Genomic DNA, 19,564 nt, shown 5'->3' with positions numbered 1-19,564 from the left:
GATCCTTCCTCTCCGAGGTGGGGTGGAGAACCGGTACTGCCAGATGGCAAAAGGTCCCATTCGTGGAACGGCCAAGGATCGTTCAGGGGCCAGGAGCGTTGTAGGGAAGCCAAGAACTGTCCCACGGTCTCGGAGAAGAGGGATTCATGTCCGCTGCCCAGCCGTCTACACCCCCTCAGACCGAGGTTCCCCCGCCGAGCGTCCCCGGCATTTCCGGCCTAATGACCCTGATTGTTGGCATCGTGGTGCTGGCAGCGCTCTATATCGGACAGGATGTCTTCCTGCCGATCGTGCTTGCGATTCTGCTCGCCTTTGTGCTTGCCCCCTTTGTCGATATCATGCGGCGATGGCATTTGGGCCGCGTCCCCTCCGTCATCATCGCCGTTCTGGTCGCTCTCGGCATCATTCTTTCGCTCGGCACCGTGATCGGCTTCCAGCTCGCGGGCCTCGCGACGGATCTCCCACGCTACCAGCATACCATCAAGGAGAAGGTCGGTTCCCTCAGGGAGGGAACCCTCGGGCAGATACCCTCTCTCCTTAAGAACATGGGCCGGGAATTCGACCGTGCGGTCCAGCAGAATCCCGAGGAAAAGCAGGCATCCACGCCTTCTCCGGCTCCTTCGCAGGAGCCCGAGCCTCCGGCTCCTCTTCCGGTGGAAGTGCATCAGCCCGATCCGACGCCTGTCGAACTGGCTCGGAACTTCGTGTTGCCGCTGCTCCAACCCCTTGCGACGATGGGTATCGTGTTCGTCGTCCTGGTGTTCATCTTGCTTCAGCGTGAGGACTTGCGTGACCGCATGATCCGCCTGTTCGGCTCCAGCGATCTGCACCGTACCACTCTCGCCATGGATGATGCCGCTCGCAGGCTCAGCCGCTATTTCCTAATCCAGCTTGGCCTCAACACGGCATTTGGCGTCTTTGTGGCCATCGGGCTATGGGCCATTGGTGTGCCGAGCCCGCTGCTCTGGGGCGTCTTCTCGGCCCTGATGCGGTTCGTGCCCTATATTGGGTCTTTCATTGCCGCCGCGTTCCCGATCGCGCTGGCCGCCGCCGTCGACCCTGGGTGGAGCATGGCCGTGATGACGGCGGCCCTGTTCCTGCTCGGCGAGCCGCTCATGGGACATGTGATCGAACCTGTTGTCTACGGACAAAGTACTGGGCTTTCGCCCTTCGCCGTCGTCCTTTCCGCCATCTTCTGGACGTGGGTCTGGGGTCCAGTCGGACTGTTGATCGCGACGCCCTTGACGCTCTGCCTCGTCGTGCTGGGGCGCCACGTGGAGAGGCTCGAGTTCCTGGATGTCCTCCTCGGTGACCGGCCTGCCTTGACGCCAGCAGAGAACCTCTATCAGCGCATGCTGGCTGGCGATCCCGACGAGGCGCTCGAATCCGCAGAAATCTTGCTTCGGGAGCGTTCGCTCACATCATATTACGACGAAGTTGCCCTTAAGGGACTGCAGCTGGCGGCCAACGATGCAGGTCGCGGGGTGCTGACCGTCCACCAGCTGGAGCAGGTCAAGGACGTGGTCGCAGCGCTTGTCCAGGACCTGGATGGACATGACGATGTGGAGCCCGAGCACAAGGAGACGGAGGATGAGCCCGTGGCATCTCCCGTGAGTGAGAAGCCAGTGATCAAGGAGCCCGCCATTGGGCAGTCGCCGCCCGTGGCGGCGCCGATTCCCGAAGAATGGCGGGCCGAAGGCGCAGTCCTGTGCATCGCCGGCAGGGGCCCCCTCGATGAAGCCGCTGCCTCCATGCTGGCGCAGCTGCTTGACAAGCACGGCCTGGGGACCCGCACGGTACCCTATGCGGCCGTCTCCCGCGTCGGAATCGCGACCCTCGATGTCACGAATGTTCGGATGATATGCCTGTCCTATCTCGAGATTGGCGGCACTCCGGCTCACCTGCGTTATCTGCTGCGGCGTCTTCGTAACCGCCTGCCGAATTTACCAATCCTGGTCGGTCTCTGGCCGATGGATGATGCGGTGCTCAGCAATCAGAGCCGACAAGCGTCACTCGGTGCCGATTACTACGTATCGTCCCTGCGCGAAGCCGTTGTCTTGTGCGTGAAGAGTGCGACAGGTGAGGAGAAGTCATTGGAGGACAGATCCTCGTCTCCGTCGCAGGCCGTTCAGACCATGCCGGGGGCGGCGCGCCTGCCGCTCCCAGCCTAAGGGCAAAAACGTCAAATAGGTGGGTTCTCGAGGAAGGTTTCGGCGTAATGACACGCTACAAGACGTTGGTCGAGAGGGCGCAGGGCGGGCCGCTCGGCCCTGCATCGTTCCGTTACGAAGGGGCAGCGTGTCGAGAACACACAGCCTTTCGGCGGATTGAGCGGCGAAGGCAGCTCGCCTTTCAGAACGATGCGTTTGCGCTTCTCTCCCCCCGTGCCGGGCGTCGATGACAGGAGCGCCTGTGTATAGGGATGCAAGGGACGTTCATAAATGCGCGCCTTCGGCCCCTGCTCAACGGCAAAACCGAGATACATGACCAACACATCATCCGCGATGTAGCGAACAACGCTCAGGTCGTGCGAGATGAACAGATAGGCGAGCCCCATCTCCTGCTGCAGGTCGGCCAGCAGATTGAGCACTTGTGCCTGGATCGAGACGTCAAGCGCGGAGACGGGTTCGTCGGCGACGACGAGCTTGGGTGAGAGCATGAGCGCGCGCGCGATGGCGATACGCTGGCGTTGGCCACCCGAGAACATGTGCGGATAGCGATCGTAGTGCTCGGGCCGCAGGCCGACCTTCGCCATCATGGCGCGCGCCCGCTCGGTTCTCTCGGCCGAGGAGAGGCTGGTATTGATCGCAAGGGGTTCCTCAAGGATCGTCCCGACCTTCTTGCGAGGATTGAGCGATCCATAAGGGTTCTGGAACACGAGCTGCACCGTGCGGCGCAGATCCTTCGCCTTGCCGGCCGGCGGATGAATGGCATCCATGCCGTCGAGGTTCAGCGTGCCCTCGGTCGGCTTCTCGATCAGCGTCACCATTCGAGCAAGCGTAGACTTGCCACACCCGGACTCGCCGACGACGGCCAGCGTCTTGCCGGGTTCGATGGAGAACGAAACGCCTCCTACGGCCTGCAGGCGACCAGGCTCCTTGAACAGTCCGCGACGCACCTCGTAGACGCGCTTCAGATTGCGAGCTTCAACTACGGGACCGGTCACGATGCAGCCTCCGCGTCAAGAGGGTGATCGGCCTTGATCCGTTCCGCACGGCTCGGGTCGCCGAGAGGATAGTGGCAACGGATCTGTCCACCGGCCCAGGAACGGAGTTCAGGGCGTACGTTGCGCGAGTGCTCCGTTGCGTAGATGCAGCGGGGGCTAAACAGGCAGCCCCGCGGACGGTCGTAAAGGCCGGGGACGACACCGGGGATCGTCGAAAGGCGCCCCCCTTTACTGTTCTCCGGCAAGGCGGCGAGGAGAGCTGCGGTATAGGGATGCTGAGGCGAGGTAAAGAGTTCGTCGGCCGCGCGCTCTTCCATGATCTGGCCGGCATACATCACCATGATGCGCTTGGCCGTCTCGGCAATGACGCCCATGTCGTGCGTGATCATCACCAGAGCCATGTTACGCTCCTTCTGCAGATTAACCAGAAGGTCCAGGATCTGTGCCTGAATGGTCACGTCGAGAGCGGTCGTCGGCTCGTCCGCAATCAACAGCCTTGGATTGCAGGCGATGGCCATGGCAATCATGACGCGTTGATTCATGCCACCCGAAAGCTGGTGCGGATATGCTGATAGGCGGCTCTCCGGCGATGGAATGCCGACTTGGTCCAGAAGCTCAATGGCGCGGCGGCGGGCTGTCTTGCGGTCCATGCCCTCATGCAGCCGCAGCGTCTCGGTGAGCTGGAACTCGATGGTGAAGCAGGGATTGAGGCTGGTCGTCGGTTCCTGAAAGATCATCGCGACGTCCTTGCCCGTAAGCTTGCGACGGTCGCGGTCGGAGATCGTCAGAAGATCACGGCCGTTGAACGAGAGCTTATCCGCCCGCACTCGCCCGGGGAAAGGCACCAGGCCCATGAGTGCCAGCATCGTGACACTCTTTCCGGAGCCAGATTCGCCGACGACGCCGAGTACCTCGCCTTCCTCAAGCTTGAGGCTGACACCGTCGACGGCACGCATGATGCCGCCCTGGGTCGGGAATTCGACCGAAAGATTTTCAATTTCGAGCAATGCCATGATCAGCGTTTCAATTTAGGATCGAGGGCGTCGCGAAGGCCGTCGCCCAGAAGGTTGAAGGCCAGCACAGTGATAAGGATTGCAAGGCCCGGAAAGGTCACGACCCACCAGGCACGGAGCACAAACTCGCGCGCGTCGGCCAGCATTGTGCCCCATTCCGGCGCCGGCGGCTGTGCGCCGAGGCCGAGGAAGCCGAGCGCCGCGGCATCGAGTATCGCGGTCGAGATGCCGAGTGATGCCTGCACGATCAGCGGTGCTGTACAGTTGGGCAGCACTTCCTTGAACATGAGACGCAGCGTGCTGGCGCCGCTCACGCGGGCAGCTGTCACGTAATCTTTCGAGGTTTCCGTGATGACGGCGGCGCGCGCAAGACGAACGTAGTGCGGCAGGATCACGAGCGCGACGGCCAGCATCGAGTTGATAAGGCCTGGTCCAAGCACCGCGACGATGACGATGGCCAGCAGCAGACTAGGCAGGGTCAGGATGATATCCATCAGGCGCATGATGAAGATCTCTGTGACGCCGCGGCTGAAGCCTGCGACCAAACCGAGCACTGTGCCGAGGACGATCGAGATCGAGACGATCACGATACCGATCAGAAGCGACAGGCGCGATCCGTAGATGAGGCGCGAAAGAATGTCGCGACCGATCGGGTCCGTTCCGAGCGGGTAGGCGAGGCTTCCACCCTCCTGCCAGAAGGGCGGCTTCAGAGCAATGGACGTGTCCGTGACATAGGGCGAGTGGGGCGCAAGGACATCGGCAAGGAGTGCGACAATCACCACGAAGGCGATGACGACAAGGCCTCCGACTGCGCCCTTGTTGGCGCTGAAATAGCCCCAGAACTCACGGAGCGGGTGTGGGGGCGTTGCCGTTGGCACGGCGACTGCGGGAGCTTCCATGGTTTCTGCGGTCATCGGTTATGCCTGATGCGCGGATTGATAAGACCGTAGGCGAGATCGACGAGAAGGTTGACGCTCATCACAACGATACCGAGGAGAAGGGCGCCACCCTGGAGGACCGGGTAGTCTCGGCGGAAGATGGCATCGATCAGCCACTTGCCGACCCCCGGCCAGGAGAAGATCGTCTCGGTCAGGATCGCACCAGTGAACAGAACACCAACCTGGAGACCGATCACGGTGACAACAGGAATAAGCGCATTGCGAAGAGCGTGCAGGGCGATCACGCGAAAACGGGAGAGTCCTTTCGCCTTGGCCGTGCGGATGTAATCCTCGCCGAGAACCTCGAGCATGGCAGATCGCGTCATGCGGGCGATCACGGCAAGCGGCACCGTCCCGAGAACAATCGTCGGGAGGATGAGGTGCTCGACTGCGGAAGCGAAAGCTCCCTCCTCCCCCGACAGGAGGCTATCGATGAGAAGGAAGCCGGTGACCGGCTCGATGTAATAGAGAACGTCGATGCGGCCGGAGACCGGAGTCACATCGAGTTGCACCGAAAAAACCAGGATCAGGATCAGGCCCCACCAGAAGATCGGCATGGAATAGCCGGTCAGCGATATGCCCATGACCCCATGATCGAAGATGGAATTTCGTCGGATCGCCGCGAGCATGCCGGCGGGGAGTCCTAAGACTAGGGCGAAGAGGATCGCACAGATTGCCAGTTCCATCGTGGCCGGGAACAGCGATTTGAATTCCTCCCACACCGGGGCTTGCGTGACAATGGACTTGCCGAGATCACCCTGCAGCACGCGTGAGATGTAAATGCCGTATTGGACGAAGACCGGCTTGTCGAAGCCGAACTCCTTACGCAGCTGCTCGTGTCGCGCGGCATCGATGCCGCGTTCGCCAGCCATGGTCTCGATCGGATCGCCCGGGACGAGACGGATGAGGAAGAAGGCGAGCAGCGTGATCCCGATGAAGGTTGGGATGATCAGGCTGACGCGTGTGAGGATGAAGCGGAACATCGTTTGAATGTAAAAAGGCGGAGCGGCATTTCAGCCGCTCCGCCAGAGGTGGGATGAAAGAGCTTACTTACCTTTGATGTCCACACCATAGAAGGTGTGACGACCGAAGGGGGAGAGCTTGAAATCGACCACTTCCTTGCGGACCGGCTTCAGCTGCACCGCGTGAGCGATGGTAAACCAGGGCGCCTTCTCCTTGAAGACGACCTGAGCCTGCTCATAGAGCTTCGTCCGCTGGCCGATATCGGTCGTGACCTTCGCCTTGGTTACGAGATCGTCGAAGCTCTTGTCGCAGAACTTCGCAACGTTCGAACCAGAGGCGCTCTTTGCCGAATCACAGCCAAGGAGGGTGTGCAGGAAGTTGTCCGGGTCGCCATTGTCGCCCGTCCAGCCCAGCATGCCCATCTGGTGCTCGCCGGCCTGCATGCGCTTGCGGTACTCACCCCACTCAAAGCTCTTGATTTCAGCTTTCACACCGACTTTGGCGAGGTCGGCCTGCATCAGCTCTGCGATGCGCTTCGCATTCGGGTTGTAGGGACGCTGGACCGGCATGGCCCAGAGATCGGTCTCGAGGCCGTTCGGATAGCCGGCTTCCGCAAGCAGCTTCTTGGCGGCCTCCGGATCGTAGGGATCGTCCTTAACGGCGTCATTGTAGGACCACATGGACGGCGGGATCGGGTTTTTCGCCGGAACGCCGCTGCCGAGGAACACGGCCTCGACGATAGCCTTCTTGTTCATCGCCATGTTCAGCGCCTTGCGGACGCGGACATCGTCGAAGGGCTTCTTCGTCGTATTATAGGCAAGATAGCCGATGTTCAGGCCGGCCTGGGCGAGGATGGTGACATTCGGATCCTTCTCCATGGCCTGGAGATCCGCCGGGTTCGGATACGGCATGACGTGGCATTCGCCCTTCTGGAGCTTTGCCCAGCGCACGGAGGCATCCGGCGTGATCGAGAAGACCAGATCGTCGAGCTTCGCCTTGCCGTTCCAATAGTCAGGGAACGCCTTGTAGCGGATGATGGCGTCTTTCTGGTACTGCACGAGAGAGAACGGACCCGTGCCGAGCGGCTCTTGGTCGATCTTTTCAGGCGTACCGGCCTTCATCATGGCATCGGCATATTCCTTAGACTGGACGCTGGCCCACATCATCGCCAGGTCGGCAAGGAAAGGTGCCTCGGGGCGGTTGAGCGTGATGCGGACTGTGTAGTCGTCCACCTTCTCGACCGACTTGAGGAGGGCAGGCATGCCCATGTCGCCGAAATAGGAATGATTTGGACTCGTCACCTTGAAGAAGGGATTGTCTTCCTTCCACTGGCGTTCGAGCATGAAGACCACGTCATCCGCGTTGGCATTGCGTGTGGGGGTAAAGTTCTTGTTGGAGTGCCACTTGGCATTCTTGCGCAGATGGAACGTATAGACCGTTCCGTCTTCCGAAATATCCCACTTTTCGGCAAGGCCGGGGACGACCTTCGTGCCGCCGCGCTCGAACTCGACGATGCGGTTGTAGATCTGCTCGCTGGCGTCAAACGAGGTGCCGGTGGTGTTGACGCCGGGATAGAAGTTCTCGGGGCTGCCCTCGGAGCAATACACGAGCGTCTTGGCCGATAGCGGAGCGGCTGCCAGGAACGCCGGAACGCAGACAGCTGCAAGAAGAGCTGATTTCTTCATTATGAAAGTCCTCTGAGACGGCTCTGGATTATGGCCGTTCCGCGACAGAGTTAAGGTGCGAACATCGTTCAATGTCAATCTGTCCCTCCCTGGATTCAAAACTTTTGGAAAAAATATACCATTTCAGCCCCGGGGACGCAGATATTCGGGTTAGGAGCCGTCAAATTTGCGCGACTCCGACGGCGGCCGCCCGGCCGTGAGCCGTGTTCGAGAGGAAAATTTACCAATCTGCGGGGCTGTGGATGGAAGATAAACGATCCCGTAGCGGAACCTTGGGCCCCGACCTAGTCCCACTAGGGAAGGGACTTTCCCGCCTTGGCCGAAGCCTGGACGGCCTCCGTCACCTTTGATGCCAGTTCACGCTGGTTGAAAGGCTTGTGCAGCATGGGGTAGCCCTCCGGCATGCGCTCCGGATCCGCGTATCCAGTAACGAGGAGGACAGCAACGTTCGGCCGATGCCGGCGGGCCTGAATCGCGAGTTCCAGCCCGGTCATGCCCGGCATCGCGAAATCCGCGATCAAGAGATCGATTTGGTCGTCTGCCTGGAGGATATCGATGCCCGAGGCGCCGTCGGAGGCCTCTACGACCCGGTGCCCCATTTCCGTCAGATAGGCGGCCGTAACGGCTCTCACGTCCGGGTCATCATCCACGAGCAGAATACGCACCCGGTGGATCGATGACGCAGACGCGATCTCCTCTGGATCCGTCTCGCGCCGGTCTGCAGCGGTGCGGGACAGATACAGCTCGACATTCGTGCCAACGCCGACCGTGCTATCGATGGTAACCGTCCCGCCTGACTGGCGAGCGAGCCCATAGGCCATAGGAAGGCCGAGCCCTGTGCCCTTGCCGACTTCCTTGGTGGTGAAGAATGGCTCGAGTACTCTGTTCAGAATGTCAGGAGGAATGCCAGCGCCTGTATCAGCCACGGAGACAACAACGTAATCGCCGCTCTCTAAGTCGGGGATCTGTCCCTCCGAGACGGTCTGGTTCCGTGTCGACAACGTGAGCGTGCCGTTTTCGGACATTGCGTCGCGGGCATTGATGCAGAGGTTCAGCACAGCAAGTTCGAGCTGGTCCGGATCGACGATAGCCATCCAAAGATCCTCAGCGAGGTTCTTCTCGACACGTATCACTCCTCCTAAAGTGCGTAGGAGAAGGTCATTCATGTCTCCGATGACGCGATTGACATCTACGGTCTGAAGCCGAAGGTCCCGCTGACGACTGAAGCTCAGGAGGCGCTGGGTCAATGAAGCACCCCGCTCGGCCGCATAGATCGCATTCTTCAGAAGCCTGTTGAGGCGTGGATCGTCGGGTGCTCTGCGTGAAGCAAGATCTAGACTGCCGAGAACGGCCATGAGGAGGTTGTTGAAATCGTGCGCGACACCGCCAGCCAATGTTCCCAGCGCCTGCATCTTGTCGGCCTGCCGCAGTCGCATTTCCATCAACTTGCGCTCTGTGATGTCGCGCTCAATCGTCGCGATCGTCGTCACATTGCGAGACTGGTCGAGGATCGGAATCTGGGTGACGAGGAACCATTGGGAGTTCCCATCTGCACCGTACCGCTCCTCGACCTGCTCGACAGGGCCGCGAGCTTCAACAGCCTGCCGTTCGGCCTGGACAATGGCATTGGACCGATCTCTCGAAACGAGGTCGCTCTCCTTTCGACCTAGGCAGCCCTCGACGCTCAGGTTGAGGCTTGCTGCCTTGCTGCTGTTTACCCGCACGAAACGGCCGTCGGGATCCTTGAAGGAAATCTGGTCGCTAATGCTCTCCATAAGGCCACGGAGCAACGCCCGTTCAGTGTTCAGCTCACGAGCCAGTCGATGCCGCTCGGATGCGGATACAACCATGCCAGACAGCGCTGCAGGATCCCACGGCTTCGGTGCGAAGGCCATGATCCGGCCCTTGTTCACCGCGCCGATCACTGCCTTTAAGTCGGCGTAGCCTGTGAGCAGAATGGCCTCTGCGTCGCTGTGCACGCGTGCCTTGGCCAGAAACTCATCTCCCTGCATCTCGGGCATACGTTGGTCCGAGATAATGACCGCAACATCGGGTTCCTTTCGAAGAATCTCGAGTGCCTTGGTGGGCGACGACGAAGTCAGCACCCGATAATCTTCTTCGAACAGATCTTCGATCGCGACAAGAATGTCCGGTTCGTCATCAACGACCAGAATCGTGCCAAGCTTGGAGAGAGACTCGTTTGCCGCGGTCATTCAACGTTCTGCCTTGGGATTGTAACGGTGAAGCGGGCGCCGCCCAACGGACCCTCGTCAACCGCTATCGTTCCCTTGTGGGCCTCGACAACGCTATATGCGATCGCAAGGCCGAGTCCAGTTCCTGCTCCGACCGGCTTGGTCGTGAAGAACGGTTCGAAGATTCGCTCGCGCACCTGTGCCGGGATGCCGGGGCCGGTATCGCTGATCTGGATATTATATGTTGTATCGTCGCTCGACGTTTCAATCTGGATGGCGCCCGTTCCAACAATCGCATCGGCGGCATTGCCAATGATGTTCATGACCACCTGATTGAGCAGTGCAGGGGAACAGTACAGATCGGGAGCTCCACCATAATGGCGGCGGACGTCAATGCGCGTGCCAAGCTTATGGCCGAGCAGCGCGAGAACCGTCTCGATGGATTCGCGGACGTTGATCGTTTGAAATCCGCCTTCGTCCAAGCGTGAGAAGCGCCGCAGGTTGAGAACGAGTTCCTGAATCCGCCCCAGCCCCAGTTTCATCGCACTAACGCGCTCAAGGGCCTTACCAAGGGGGCGCTCAAGTCCGAGCTCGGCCGGCACCTTGCCTGAAATATCTTTGAGCAGACGTTCGATCGTCCCCTGGTGCGCCATGATGAAGGCCAGCGGATTGTTGATTTCGTGTGCGATGCCCGCCACTAGCTCGCCCAGAGAGGCCATCTTGGCCGCTTGCACGAGCTTGGCTTGGGTCTCACGGAGTTGATGGTTGGCCTGCTCGAGCTGAAAATTGGCTTTCGCGAGCGCTCCTGCAAGGGAAGCCCGTGCTTCTGCTGAGGCCGCCTCGGCACGTGCCCGCTCGACGGCAAGATCCCGCTCTCGCAACTCTATTTCGATGCGCCAGTTTTCATCCTGCAAAAGCTTTCGCCGGACAAGGGCCCGAATGCGGACCCGCATCGCGTCCGGCTCGGCCGTCACCGGGACGACGTCGTCTGCTCCGACCGCGAAGGCACGGGCCAGGATGTCGCCCCCCTCTTCGTTGCCCAGGCCAACGATGGAAAAACTGGGCAGCTCCATTCCTGGCAGAGTTGCAAGGCCGCGATAGGAATTCAGCTGCCGGCACAGCTCGATGCCATCGAAGCTTGGACTGAGAATGTTGACGAGAATGCAGTCCCACGACACGCCGGGTCCACTGACGAGCTTTAGAGTTTCAGCCGGTGTCGAAGTCATTGTGACCTCATACCCTTCACGGCTGAGCAGGTCCTGAAGATGCGTCCGCCGGGTCAGGCTGTTGTCGACGACCAGGAGGCGGGCGCGCCGGAACGTACTGAAGCTCGGAGCCTCCCGCCCTTCCTTGAAATCCGGCGCGGACCGACGCCGCATAAGCGCCTTGATCCGAAGGATGATCAGATCCTGCTCGGCCGCCTTCGAGATATAGGCATCCGCCCCGCTTTCAAGGCCCTGCCGCTCGACAGCTCGTTCCCGCGCTTCTGTAAGCATGATGACCGGAATGGCACGGGTCCGAACGTTCAGGCGCATCTGGCGCGACAACTCGTCACCGTTCATACCCGGTAGGTGGTAGTCGGCGATCACAAGGTCAGGTAGTCCCACATTGAGGCTGTCGAGGGCGGCTTCCGCGGTGGCTTGCCAGTCCACAGCAAATCCATTTGTCTGCAACATATGTCGGAGTTGGAGCGCCTGGGTCTCCGAGTCCTCGACAAGGAGAATGCGAGCCGCCGGCGCGGCGGGACTTGTGCTCATTCACCATCTCCTCTGGCAAGGCGGAGGAGGCGCGGGGCGATGAGGTCGAGCGGCAGACTGACACGGGCGCCACCCATGCGAACAGCGGCGGCCGGCATACCATAGACGACCGCTGTGCTCTCGTCCTCCGCGACCGTATAGCCCCCGACGTGGCGGAGGTCCGTAAGCCCCTTCGCACCATCCTCTCCCATGCCGGTAAGAAGAACACCCAGGCCCTTCCCACCAGCGGTCTCGGCAATCGATTCGAACATCAGGGTCGCGGAAGGTCTTTGTCCGCCGACCGGAGGCGAGGCGCTCAGGCGCAGGGTTCCAGCTGGCGACAGCAGCAAATGACTGTCGCCCGGGGCGACATAGACCTTACCCGACAACGGAATTTCCTGATCCCGGGCGAGGCGGACTTCGAGAGCGACCAGCCCATTCAGCCAGGAAGCAAAACCCTCCATGAAGGGCGCACCCATGTGCTGGACCAGAAGAATGGGGATCGGAAAGTCTCCCGGCAGAGCACTCAGGATCTTAGCGATGGCGGGAGGTCCGCCCGTAGAGGCGGCTATGCCGAGAACCGCAGGCCGAACGGAGCTGCCGACCTCGTCCCTCCAGGACGGCTGCGTTCCCGTCTCCGACCGCCATGCGAATGATCTCCGCCGCACTACGGAAACCTGACTCATGATGTAGAGCTGGGTGCAAATTGTTTCGGCAATACTGTCATATCCGGCACTTGTGACGCCGACGGGCTTCTCCACCACGGACAGTGCGCCCGCACGCAACGCATTCATCGAAATCCGAAGTGCGGAATCCTCCACGCTGCCCGCGATCACCACAATCGGTGTCGGGCGCTCGGACATGATGCGGCGGGTCGCTTCGAGGCCGTCCATGCCGGGGAGGCGGATATCCATGGAAATCACATCGGGCTGAACACGCCCGATCTCCCGCAGAGCCTCCTCTGCGGATCCAACTGCAGCGGCCAGGATCAAGCGCGGATCACGAGCGATGATATGAGCGAGAAGCTGGCGAATGACCAACGAATCCTCAACGACCATCACGCGAACGCGCGATTGCGAGGCGGCGGTCATAGAAGCTGTCCTATCGTTGCCAGAAGCTCGCGCTGGTCGAACTTCTGCTTGGTGATGTAGGCACTGGCTCCGAGATCGAGTCCTCGACGAACGTCCGCAGGATCTGCCCTTGAGGTCATCAGGATAACGGGTGTCGCTGCCAATCGCGGATCTGTCTTGATCGCCTGCAGAAGGCCAAATCCATCCATACGCGGCATCTCCACATCAGCAATGATGAGATCAACCATCTCCTCACCGGAACGTAGCACGTTGAGGGCATCGATACCGTCGACGCTCAGCAGAACACGGTAACCCTGCGCCTCGAGAATGCTCTTTTCAAGTGTGCGGGTCGTAATGGAATCATCGACGACCAGAATCGCTGGGCCGTGCTCTTTCGCTGTCACCGCCCATTCTGCAAGGCCGAGGCCACCGGCGGCTAGGCGGCTCTCGTTGCGGACCCAGTGCTCAACCAGGAGTTCGGAGCTGAGAACGAGGGCAGGCATCTCGTCGTCCAGAAGAACGGTGCCTGTTACCATGTCGCCGAGACCAATGGCGTGGACTTCGTTCACCAGCATAGTGCGGACATCATGAAGGGCATTGACCGCCAGGGCACAATAGCGGGATCCGTGTCGGACCAGAACGGCTTTCGTATGTCCAGCCTCGATTGGAATTGGCGCATTCGGCGAACCGGTCAGGGCGGCAAGAGCGACGACGGGAACAACAACGTCCTGACCCCGTATATCGATCCGCGCGACAGGACGTCCTTCGACACTTTCCAGCGACTGTGCCCTCAGCCGGAGCAGGCGCTCGATTCCATGTGCGGGAAGTCCGAACGCTCGCCCTTCCGCCTCGACCAGCAAAAGGGGGTGGCGCGCGGCTGTAAAGGGCACGGACAGAAGCGCCTCGGTTCCCCATGGAAAGCGAGGCCTTAGAAGGACGGATCCATGCAGATTGCGGATCGCTTCCGCGACCACGGAGAGCCCCATGCCACGGCCGGACAGGCGGTCGATCGCGCCCGCTGTTGAGAAGCCTGGTGCGAACACCAGCGACAGCAACTGGTCCGTCATTGGCGCTGGGTCGTTGTCGCCCCGCGGCCGGAGCAGACCCCGGTCAATAGCGACCTGCTCGATCCGCACAAGGTCCGGCCCGCGCCCGTCATCACGGACGCTGACAGTGAGGCGTCCACCGCGCGAGGCCAGCTCGAGAGCGACCTCCGTCGCCTCCGGTTTGCCCTTGGCGACGCGCTCGGCCATATCCTCGGCCCCATGGCTGACAGCGTTCCGGAGAAGATGCATGACCGGATCCTTAAGGGCCTGAAGCACCCGGCGGTCCGCCTGGATCTCAAGGCCGGTCACACGGACATTCACATCCCGCCCCTCCTCGCGCGCGATCTCACGGACCATGTGGCCGAACGTTCCAAAAACCGTTTCTGCGGAGACGAGCGAAACCCGCTCGATACCTTCCTGCACCTGTCGAGCAGCCTGATCCATCGTCCAGCTCGACAGCTTGTGATTGCGGGATAAGGCCGACAGTTTACGGAACAGGCCTTTCAGATCCTGGTCAAAATCCCGGAGGCGGGTTGACGTGGTGCGTGCCATTCCGCCTGGAAATTCTGAGACCCGCTGCGGCATCGACATTGAGACCATCTGGGCATGGAGGGCATCCCAGTTGCGTCTCAAGCCCCGGATATCGAGTTCGACCCCATGAAGTGTGGCGGCCATCGCTTCATCCGCCTGCAACTCCGAGAGGAGTTGATGCATAGAAATCGAGAGCTCCTCGATCTGCTCGGCCGCCACCCGAAGATAGGTTCCGGCTCCTGGTTCTGCTGCCTGATCACCAGTCGGTGCAGGTGGCGACTTTGCCACCGTGGGTGCCATCGGGCCAGCAGAACGAGGAGCCTTCGCCCCAGATTTCTGCAATGGTGCCGGTAAGATCTTTTCGGGCGAGGCGCTGCTGGACGGGCGTAACGCCTCGGCAACGCGATCCTCGATGGTATCGAGACTCGTGCGCACTCTAGCGATCGCCGCCTCATCGAGCGCTTGATCATCTTCGATGATGTTTGAGAATAAGGTCTCCAAATGGTGGGCCATCTCCTCGACGGCCGGAAGATCGACCGCCCGGGCGGCTCCTTTCAAAGAGTGGGCGCGGCGAAAGATATCCGCCATCTCGATGGGCACACCGCTTCCTGCCAGGTCGAGCGCCTCCCGGATCGCGTGCAGATGCTCCCGGTGTTCCACCTCGAACGCGGCGAGCAATTGTTTGCGGATGTCCGTCACAGGGCTACTCTTTCAATTCCCCTAGTCCTACACCCGATATCGCTCGACCAGAGCGAGGAGTTGTTGCGACAGATCGGAAAGGTTTGCCGCCGCGGCATCGAGCTGGCGGGTGCCAGCGGCTGTCTGCTGGCTCGCCTGGCGGATGTTCTGGAGCGCACCCATCACCTGTTCAATTCCAAGCTGTTGCTGGTTGGTGGAGGCGACGATCTGCTGGAAGGTCTGGACGCTCTCCTGAACGCGGCTCGAAATCTCCGTAATGGTCTGCTGCGTCATATCAGTACGTTCCTTGCCAGCACCAACGCGCTTGACGGCTTCCTCCGTGAGCATCACAGATGCGTTGATGCCGCGCTGGATATCGCCCAGGATAGAACGAACCTGTCCGGTCGCATCCTTTGCCTGATCGGCCAGGACCTTCATCTCAGAGGCGACAACCGCAAAGCTGCGCCCATTTTCTCCAGCGGCGGCAGCCTCGATGGCGGCATTGAGCGCCAGCAGGTGCGTCCTCTCGGAGATGTCGTTGACGGAAGAGATGATCTCGCCGACCGCCTGGGTCTTTTCGCTCAAGGCCACGATGTTCTCGGCAACGGCCTCCGCCTGCTCGCGGATTGCATCCATCGCCAGCGCTGTGTCGTCGACTGCCTGGAGGCCGGCGACGCTGGTTTGAGCTGTTGCCTGCGCGGAGGCAATGACCTCCTGAGCCCGCTTGCCGATCTGTGCGCCTGCATGAGTAATCTCATCCACCGTTGCGGCTGTTTCCTGTACAGCGGCGAGTTGCTCCTCTACGCTAGCCGCCTGCTCCTGTGTAGACGCGCGAATCTCCGCCGCCGCCGCATTAAGGTTTTCTGTCGCCTCGCGGCTTTGCTTGGCCAACTGCCGCAGGCCGTCGACCATATCGTTGAGGGTTGCTCCTAGGCGTCCAATCTCATCGCTTCCGGCCGTCGCGGTTTGCCCAGCTAGGTCGCCACGTCCGACGCGCTCCACGAACTGCATGAAGGCACTTAGCGGATTGGCAATGGACGAGCGCAGGACATAAGCGATCAGAATGCTCAGAATCGCGACTCCCATGAGGGCGAGTATGATCGAGAGGCGACTTTGGTCGTAGGTTTGCGTGACGCGGCGTTGGCCCGCAGCAATAGCTTCCCCTAGGATTCCCCTTGTCTCCTCCAAGGCTTTCACCCAGTCGCTGCGAGCTGCATTCAGAGAGGTCTGCGTCGTTAGGACAGTTGCAAGGTCATTGCTCTGGAAAGCAGCGAACTGTCTTTCGGACTCGGATTTCAACTGGCGGAACTTTGCGCCGGCTACCGTCACCAGGTCGACGAATCGGCGCCATGCCGCCGCTCTCTGGGTCGATACAGCTTGCGTCTGAAAGTTGTTGGCAGTGGCAATCGTCTGCGACAGAGCGGATTCGGTGGCAGCAGCGCGTTGGGCCCATTCGGCGATCAGGTTCTCGTAAGAACTCTGCTGTTGGCCAAGCGAGCGCAGAAGAAAGCGCGACAAGACCTCCTCGCGAAGGGCGCGCATCTCGTTCTGCTGAGCGCCGATGGCTTCCACCTGCCGCATGAGCGAAAGATCACGCTCAACAATGGTTTCCGTGGAGGCCCGGACATCGTCGAGCTGGTTGATCGCATAGGTACCGAGGCCAACCATCAGTGCAACGATGACGGCAAAGCCGAGGAGGATGCGATTCGCAATCGAGATCGTCACGATGAAGCTCCGGGGGCAGAAAAGGGTGACAGAATGGGGCGAAGAAGGCAGTCGATATCCAGAAGAGATAGGATTTTTTCCTGATCGGCAACATCGGACTGGGCTTTGGCATAACCAATGACAGCCTCCTTGCGGAAACCGCTGCCTTTCTCAGACGCGACCCTCACGACAGCTTCGACGCCGCGAGCGTAATCGACCCGCAACGCTATTCTGGGGGTGGACCAGCGTAGCAGAACGAAGTGCCTGCCACCGCTTTCGGTAGCAGGTGCGATGCCCAGGGCGGCTCCCAAATCGATGACGTTAAGAAGCTGTCCATTTCTACCGAGAAGCCCTACCAGAGGGGAAGGGCCGTCCGGCACGGGAAGGCATTCCCGTGCCGGCAGGACTTCAACCACCGCATCGAGCGGAATTCCGTAACTCTCACGCCCAGCCTCGCAAATCAGCACCGTTGATGAATCAGCAGCCGCCGCTTCGTTCTTCTCTGAGCGGGCTGCCAGTCTTTCTGTTCGCTCGTCGAGGATCTGGCGCGTTCTCTCTTCAGCAGAAAACACTCCCGCACGGTTAATCTGCCTCAGCTTTCGACGAAGTGATTTCGCCATGTCAGCTCCCTATACCGGACTGAACCAGAACGCCAAGGTGCAGGCGCACGAGGTCGCGCATCTCCTGGGCCGTCAGCCCATCGGCCTCGTCAAGCACTGTCTCACCAGGCATGAGGGAAACAATGCGCGCCGCATTGGCGAGGGAGCGTCGTCCCGCCTCAGGTCGCCGATCCGCCAGAAGCAGAAGTCCAAGGTGGTAGTGAGCCATAGCAAAGTTCTTATCGAGATAGATGCTCCGGCGAAAGGCCTTCTCGGCCGTACTAGGCCTATGCATAGCCTGGGCAGTGAGACCTTCGAAATAATGAAGAACCGGGTTCAGAGGGGTGTCCGCAAGCGCCTTTTGGCAAAGCTTTTCCGCCTCACCGAACCGACCCGCATTGGCGAGAGCTCGGATTTCGGCAAGCAGGGTGCCGGGATAGAGTGGCTCGGCAAGGGCAGGTCGATCCACTGACGGAGGAACAGGTTGTCTTCGGGCGGGTTGCCTCGGCAGAGGCTGCCGAACTGGCGGCAAGGGAGGTAGCTGAGGCAGCAGTGGCAGTGCCTGGATGCGCCCAAGGGACGCCTCGGAGCCGGGCGTCGCGGCAGGTCCGCGACGGTAGGCAGTGGTCCCAGGCAGATTGACGACCTCGAGAAAGCTGGCGAAAGTCGGGTTCGGTTCTGCGTGCCCCAGCAGCATCCAACCACCCTCGCGCAGCGTATTATTCAGAGCCCCGACGATTTGAACTACTGCGGCAGGATGAAAATAGATCAATACATTCCGGCACAGGACGAGATCGAACTCAGTGAATTGTAGTGGCGATGTCCCGTCGAGCAGGCTTAGAAGATTGTGCCGTTCGAACCGGACAAGCGCACGATATTCCTTCTTCAATCGCCACCGGCCATCGGATTCCATGGGCTCGAAGAACGTTGCGAGATCTTGGCGGGAAAGAGTCCGGAGCGGCCAGCGGCCGAATGAGGCACGACGCGCCGTTTCAAGAAACGCCTCGTTGATGTCGGAGCCGATGATGCTGATACGCCAATTCTGAAGGTCATCCCCAAGCAGCTGGTTCACCAGGATAGCGATGGAATATGGCTCAGCGCCGGTAGCGCAGCCTGCGCTCCAGATGCGCAAGCGTCGTTCCTTTCGCCGATGTTCGATGATCTCGGGCAAAATCCTTTCCCGAAGGACCGTGAATTGCTCGGCATAGCGGAAGAAGAAGGTCTCCCCGATAGTGATTCCGGCTTCAAGGTGGGCCCATTCCTCAGGTCCGAGATCCGGATCGTCGAGATATTCCAGGTAGCCGGCAGCATCTCCGCAGCCTGTCGCTCGCAGGCGCTTCCTAACCCGCTCCCAAAGCAGGTCATCCTTGTCCTGATAATAATAATGCCCTGTTCGTTCGATCACACGGTTCTTCAAACGTGAAAAACCAGCATCGAATTCGAGTTTGGAAGCGCGTTCCCGGACCATCAAGCGTCGACCGACCATGCATTGAGGCGGTTCTGCGCCTGGTGACTTAATTCGATGAGTACCTGCTGTTCCTGGGCCAGGAGGATTCGCTGCAGAGAAAGCAGGTGAACAAGCCTTCCACCGAAATCAATTTCCGCTTCCACGCAGCCGTTCAAGGTCTCATCTGCTCGCACCGGCGAAAGAAGGGATGGGGAGATCTCCACGTAATCCTCGACCCGATCGACAAGAAGTGCAGTCTGCAGGTCGGGCGCTATCCCTTGTATCAAAACAAGGTGCCGATAAAGCGCGGCTTCGGGAGAGATTCGGTCGTGGTCCATTCCAAATAGGACGTCAAGCTCAATAACCGGAATTGCCGTACCGCTCAGATTAAAGAATCCGGCAACTGGCCGGGGAAGGCTCGGCGGGCGCCATAAATGCGGAAGAGGCAGAAGTTCCTGCACGGCGTTTCGGCGCAACGCACATCGGGTTCCGCCCACGTCAAAGAGAATGATCTGCAGGTTTGCCATGGCTCGCGACTTAAGTATCAGGAGAGGGACATGGATATCCCGGCTCTCGTATATGGATCGGAAGGCTCGGCCTGCAAAGCCCTCTCCATCCGGCGCCGGCCAGTATGGGCGGATCTATCCGGTGATTCCCATGATGGCGTTGGGCCCAATGCCCACTTCATTCGAGTAGCCGGTCCGCTGAACAGCCCGAATAACCTTCGCTGCACCGTCGTAGCGACCCAGCTTGAAGTATGACCAGCCGCACAGCAGTATCAGGTCGTTCTGCTCAG

14 protein-coding genes are annotated in these 19,564 nt (G+C 60.3%); 1 reads left to right on the top strand and 13 read right to left on the bottom strand.

Annotated elements, in window-relative coordinates:
• Positions 1-146: 146 nt before the first annotated feature.
• A complete protein-coding gene (locus tag AC522E_RS18340; protein ID WP_500747665.1) occupies positions 147-2,171 on the top strand; it encodes an AI-2E family transporter in 2,025 nt (674 codons plus the stop codon).
• 11 nt (positions 2,172-2,182) lie between these two features.
• Here AC522E_RS18340 and AC522E_RS18335 read toward each other — a convergent pair whose 3' ends face one another.
• The 13 genes from AC522E_RS18335 to AC522E_RS18275 form a co-directional block, all read right to left on the bottom strand.
• Positions 2,183-3,166, bottom strand: coding sequence for a peptide ABC transporter ATP-binding protein (locus tag AC522E_RS18335; protein WP_500747664.1), 984 nt, complete (start codon positions 3,164-3,166; stop codon positions 2,183-2,185).
• On the bottom strand, positions 3,163-4,179 hold the full coding sequence (locus AC522E_RS18330) for an ABC transporter ATP-binding protein (RefSeq protein ID WP_500747663.1): 1,017 nt from the start codon (positions 4,177-4,179) through the stop codon (positions 3,163-3,165). Before AC522E_RS18330 ends, AC522E_RS18335 begins: the two co-directional genes overlap by 4 nt.
• Positions 4,180-4,181: 2 nt before the next feature.
• Positions 4,182-5,093, bottom strand: a complete 912-nt coding sequence (locus tag AC522E_RS18325; RefSeq protein ID WP_500747662.1) for an ABC transporter permease subunit — start codon at positions 5,091-5,093, stop codon at positions 4,182-4,184.
• Positions 5,090-6,100, bottom strand: coding sequence for an ABC transporter permease subunit (locus tag AC522E_RS18320; protein WP_500747661.1), 1,011 nt, complete (start codon positions 6,098-6,100; stop codon positions 5,090-5,092). The genes AC522E_RS18325 and AC522E_RS18320 overlap by 4 nt, the downstream gene beginning before the upstream one ends.
• Before the next feature lie 63 nt (positions 6,101-6,163).
• Positions 6,164-7,765 carry an ABC transporter substrate-binding protein gene (locus AC522E_RS18315; RefSeq protein ID WP_500747660.1) on the bottom strand — a complete coding sequence of 534 codons (1,602 nt, stop codon included), beginning with the start codon at positions 7,763-7,765 and terminating at the stop codon, positions 6,164-6,166.
• 293 nt (positions 7,766-8,058) lie between these two features.
• Positions 8,059-9,978 (bottom strand): response regulator, encoded by a 1,920-nt coding sequence (locus tag AC522E_RS18310; RefSeq protein WP_500747659.1) that lies wholly within the window; start codon positions 9,976-9,978, stop codon positions 8,059-8,061.
• Positions 9,975-11,714 carry a response regulator gene (locus AC522E_RS18305; protein ID WP_500747658.1) on the bottom strand — a complete coding sequence of 580 codons (1,740 nt, stop codon included), beginning with the start codon at positions 11,712-11,714 and terminating at the stop codon, positions 9,975-9,977. The genes AC522E_RS18310 and AC522E_RS18305 overlap by 4 nt, the downstream gene beginning before the upstream one ends.
• The gene (cheB, locus tag AC522E_RS18300; RefSeq protein WP_500747657.1) at positions 11,711-12,784 is read right to left on the bottom strand and encodes a chemotaxis-specific protein-glutamate methyltransferase CheB; all 1,074 of its coding nucleotides are present in this window, start codon (positions 12,782-12,784) and stop codon (positions 11,711-11,713) included. Before cheB ends, AC522E_RS18305 begins: the two co-directional genes overlap by 4 nt.
• Positions 12,781-15,039, bottom strand: a complete 2,259-nt coding sequence (locus tag AC522E_RS18295; RefSeq protein ID WP_500747656.1) for a response regulator — start codon at positions 15,037-15,039, stop codon at positions 12,781-12,783. The genes cheB and AC522E_RS18295 overlap by 4 nt, the downstream gene beginning before the upstream one ends.
• Before the next feature lie 27 nt (positions 15,040-15,066).
• Positions 15,067-16,743: a methyl-accepting chemotaxis protein gene (locus tag AC522E_RS18290; RefSeq protein ID WP_500747655.1), complete on the bottom strand. Its 1,677-nt coding sequence runs from the start codon at positions 16,741-16,743 to the stop codon at positions 15,067-15,069.
• Positions 16,740-17,342 carry a chemotaxis protein CheW gene (locus tag AC522E_RS18285; RefSeq protein WP_500747654.1) on the bottom strand — a complete coding sequence of 201 codons (603 nt, stop codon included), beginning with the start codon at positions 17,340-17,342 and terminating at the stop codon, positions 16,740-16,742. The genes AC522E_RS18290 and AC522E_RS18285 overlap by 4 nt, the downstream gene beginning before the upstream one ends.
• 1 nt (position 17,343) lies before the next feature.
• Positions 17,344-18,789: a CheR family methyltransferase gene (locus AC522E_RS18280; RefSeq protein ID WP_500747653.1), complete on the bottom strand. Its 1,446-nt coding sequence runs from the start codon at positions 18,787-18,789 to the stop codon at positions 17,344-17,346.
• The gene (locus AC522E_RS18275; RefSeq protein ID WP_500747652.1) at positions 18,789-19,295 is read right to left on the bottom strand and encodes a chemotaxis protein CheW; all 507 of its coding nucleotides are present in this window, start codon (positions 19,293-19,295) and stop codon (positions 18,789-18,791) included. The genes AC522E_RS18280 and AC522E_RS18275 overlap by 1 nt, the downstream gene beginning before the upstream one ends.
• Positions 19,296-19,564 lie beyond the last annotated feature (269 nt).

It is taken from the genome of Microvirga sp. BF8 (assembly GCF_059888585.1).
The sequence above is the reverse complement of the archived record's forward strand: the minus strand, read 5'-3'. Positions and strand labels throughout refer to the sequence as shown.

What these genes read in the sequence shown, in the direction of transcription:
- AC522E_RS18340 (WP_500747665.1), top strand. Translation starts at nt 147, where the DNA reads ATGTCCGCTGCCCAGCCGTCTACACCCCCTCAGACCGAGGTTCCCCCG.
- AC522E_RS18330 (WP_500747663.1), bottom strand. Translation starts at nt 4,179, where the DNA reads ATGGCATTGCTCGAAATTGAAAATCTTTCGGTCGAATTCCCGACCCAG.
- AC522E_RS18325 (WP_500747662.1), bottom strand. Translation starts at nt 5,093, where the DNA reads ATGACCGCAGAAACCATGGAAGCTCCCGCAGTCGCCGTGCCAACGGCA.
- AC522E_RS18320 (WP_500747661.1), bottom strand. Translation starts at nt 6,100, where the DNA reads ATGTTCCGCTTCATCCTCACACGCGTCAGCCTGATCATCCCAACCTTC.
- AC522E_RS18315 (WP_500747660.1), bottom strand. Translation starts at nt 7,765, where the DNA reads ATGAAGAAATCAGCTCTTCTTGCAGCTGTCTGCGTTCCGGCGTTCCTG.
- AC522E_RS18310 (WP_500747659.1), bottom strand. Translation starts at nt 9,978, where the DNA reads ATGACCGCGGCAAACGAGTCTCTCTCCAAGCTTGGCACGATTCTGGTC.
- AC522E_RS18305 (WP_500747658.1), bottom strand. Translation starts at nt 11,714, where the DNA reads ATGAGCACAAGTCCCGCCGCGCCGGCGGCTCGCATTCTCCTTGTCGAG.
- cheB (WP_500747657.1), bottom strand. Translation starts at nt 12,784, where the DNA reads ATGACCGCCGCCTCGCAATCGCGCGTTCGCGTGATGGTCGTTGAGGAT.
- AC522E_RS18285 (WP_500747654.1), bottom strand. Translation starts at nt 17,342, where the DNA reads ATGGCGAAATCACTTCGTCGAAAGCTGAGGCAGATTAACCGTGCGGGA.
- AC522E_RS18280 (WP_500747653.1), bottom strand. Translation starts at nt 18,789, where the DNA reads ATGGTCCGGGAACGCGCTTCCAAACTCGAATTCGATGCTGGTTTTTCA.
- AC522E_RS18275 (WP_500747652.1), bottom strand. Translation starts at nt 19,295, where the DNA reads ATGGCAAACCTGCAGATCATTCTCTTTGACGTGGGCGGAACCCGATGT.